Source organism: Roseomonas sp. KE2513 (genome assembly GCF_016107305.1).
Taxonomy (GTDB): Bacteria; Pseudomonadota; Alphaproteobacteria; order Acetobacterales; family Acetobacteraceae; genus Roseomonas.
In genome coordinates, this window is record NZ_RCVR01000118.1 from 1 (window position 1) to 2,278 (window position 2,278).

Annotated in this window: 1 protein-coding gene; it reads left to right on the forward strand. The window is 66.2% G+C overall.

Going from position 1 to position 2,278, the window contains the following annotated elements; genetic code table 11:
• The first annotated feature begins 66 nt into the window (after nucleotides 1-66).
• Nucleotides 67-1,401, forward strand: coding sequence for an IS701 family transposase (locus D9599_RS30460; protein ID WP_232481141.1), 1,335 nt, complete (start codon nucleotides 67-69; stop codon nucleotides 1,399-1,401).
• Nucleotides 1,402-2,278 lie beyond the last annotated feature (877 nt).

Here is a 2,278-nt window from a genome sequence, read left to right on the forward strand (position 1 = left end):
TTGGGCACTTGAAGCTGCAGCCTTATTGACCGACCTGCGGGTGACTGACCTCGGCAGGAGGTGGCGATGGTGGGTGGGGTTCTCAGCGCACCGGATCTGGATGCTTGGCTCGCGCCCTTTCTCGAGGTGATGGGACGCAAGACACGCCGAACTTGGACGCCGCTCTATCTGCGAGGGCTGCTCGGTCCTGGCGAGCGCAAGAGCCTGCAGCCAATGGCGGCGCGGCTGGGGCTCTCGGGGCACGATCAGCTGCAGCACTTCATCGCAAGCCCCGCCTGGGACGACGGCCCGCTCTGGAAGGTGCTGGCGCATGAGGCGGACCGGCTGGTGGGTGGGTCCGATGCCTTCCTGGTGGTCGACGACACGGCGCTGCCCAAGAAGGGCGAGCTCTCGGTCGGCGTGGCGCGCCAGTATTGCGGACAGCTGGGCAAGAAGGCGAACTGCCAGTCGCTCGTCTCACTGACCCTGGCCCAGAACGAGGTTCCCGTGCCGGTGGGCTTACGCCTGTTCCTGCCCGAGACCTGGACGGAGGAGCCGGAGCGCTGTGCCCGGGCGGGCGTGCCCGAGGCGGAGATGACGCCGCGGAGCAAGGGCGAGATCGCGCTCGCCGAGTTGGACCGGCTCCGGGCCGCGGGCGTGCGGTTCGGGACCGTGCTGGCTGATGCGGGCTATGGCGCGAGCGCCGCGTTCCGTCAGGTCCTCTCTGAGCGCGGCCTGCTCTGGGCTGTGGGTATTCCGCGGGTGCAGAAGGTCTACAGCACTGCTGTAGAGGTCGCGGTGCCAGCCGGGCGCAGGCGGCGTCCCGTGCCCGATGAGGAGCCCCGCCCGGCCGAGGAGGTGCTAGCGGGCTTGTCGTGGCGCAGGGTCACTTGGCGGCACGGCACCAAGGGAGCGCTGGCTGCCAGGTTTGCTGCCACCCGTGTTCGCGCGGGCGATGGCGCCATCTGGGCCAACAACCGCCACCTGCCGGGCGATGAGGTCTGGCTGGTGGGCGAGTGGCGCTCCTCCGGCGAGCGCAAGTACCACCTCAGCAACCTGGCTCCCGGAGCGTCCCTGCGCACCCTCGCCTCGACCATCAAGGCGCGCTGGGTTTGCGAGCAGGCTCACCAGCAGCTGAAACAGGAACTCGGCCTGGGCCACTTCGAAGGGCGCTCCTGGACCGGCCTGCACCGACACGCGCTGATGACCTGCGTAGCTTTTGCCTACCTGCAGCACCTGCGCCTTGCCCAGCACCGCCGGGTGAGTCGGGGGGAAAATGCAGCCTCGCATCCCGGGGCCGCCACCATCACCGAGCCTGCCCGTCCTACGTCAGGCCATCTCCCATCGGCTGTTCGCCCACCTCGCCGCACCCATCCGATGCCCGCATTGCAGACGTCGGTTCCTACCACCCATCAACCCTAAACGCCGACATAGTGTTAGCTCGCCCGAACCTCAAAGTTCTTCACCGTGACTGTCTTTGATCTGCAAACATCGACGTTGCGGAGCTGAAAACCGCGCCGAGGAAAGGCCGAGACCCAAGCCACTCGAACGTCATAGGCGCCGCCTGTGGGGAGCCTGTACGTCACCGATGCCCCCTTCACCAAGGTGTCGCGCCCGAGGCGATCTACTCCCCAGCGATCTTCTCCTGCTTGACTGAGGTACAGCTCTTGCACCGCCGTTTCGCCTTCGTTGACGACTGTGAGGCTCGGCTCGCACCCGGGCGGGATGTCGACAACCGCTGGTTCCTTGCTGGCACAGGCTCCCAGCAAGAGCAGAGGAGCAAGGAGGGGAACGCAGCGCAAGAAATTCATGCCGGAAGTCTAACAGCGCTCGCTTGATTCGCCAGTGGGACGCCTCCGCCGACCCTCAGCCCGGCCCTTCAATCGCCCTCATGATTGCCCGTCGCGCGAGGTCCAGGCGAGCCCGCACCATGCCAGCCTCCAGGGCCCCGACCCACTCGCGGACGTTGGACTCGTACAGCTCGGCATCGTCGCGCTCATCCTCAGCCGCCGGACTAGACGGATTGCTGCAAGAGGGCAGGCCGGCTGCGGCAAGAAAAGCTAGAGCAGCAACGGCGCAGCGCGTCATTTCGCATCCTCCAACCTAGGCAGAGCAGAAGAGACTCCTGATGGCAGCAGAACCTTTCAAAGCTCCGTCAGGGTCTTACGGCCCATCACCTCAAGGAAGAGCGCAAGCCAGGCGTCCAGATCGCCCCACCAACGGCATCCACCATGACCATCTACTGCCGAGATCACTCACCCGCAGGTCGGTCGATCACAGCGCAGCTTCAAGTGCCCAG